This window comes from Pseudomonas sp. NY11955 (assembly GCF_048068035.1).
Lineage (GTDB): Bacteria > Pseudomonadota > Gammaproteobacteria > Pseudomonadales > Pseudomonadaceae > Aquipseudomonas.
In genome coordinates this window covers 1-463 of the sequence record NZ_JBLUPS010000053.1, presented here as the reverse complement: position 1 = coordinate 463, position 463 = coordinate 1, and the positions used below count along the sequence as shown (strand labels likewise).

1 protein-coding gene is annotated in these 463 nt (G+C 64.4%); it reads right to left on the bottom strand.

The genetic code is table 11. From position 1 onward, the window contains the following. Positions 1-463: thiamine pyrophosphate-dependent enzyme (locus tag ACNFBR_RS29265; protein ID WP_416737881.1), on the bottom strand; the 463-nt coding region annotated here is incomplete at both ends.

Below are 463 nucleotides of genomic sequence, written 5' to 3'. Positions count from 1 at the left end.
GTTGAGGATGCGGTCGTTCTCGCTGTAATCGACCGGGCAGTCGATCACGTGCACGCCCGGGGTCTTGATGCAGTGCTCCAGCAGCGGCAGCAGGCCTTCGGCGCTTTCCACGCGGTGGCCATTGGCACCGTAGGCTTCGGCGTACTTGACGAAGTCCGGGTTGCCGTAGTCCAGGCCGAAATCGGTGAAGCCCATGTTGGCCTGCTTCCAGCGGATCATCCCGTAGCCGTCGTCACGCAGGATCACCACGGTGATGTGCATGCCCAGACGTACCGCGGTTTCCAGCTCCTGGCTGTTCATCATGAAGCCGCCGTCGCCGCACACCGAAATCACCGGGCGGTCCGGGTGCACGAGGTGCGCCGCCATGGCCGAAGGCAGGCCGGCGCCCATGGTCGCCAGGGCGTTGTCCAGCAGCACGGTGTTGGGCTTGTGCGCCTTGTAGTTACGGGCGAACCAGATCTTG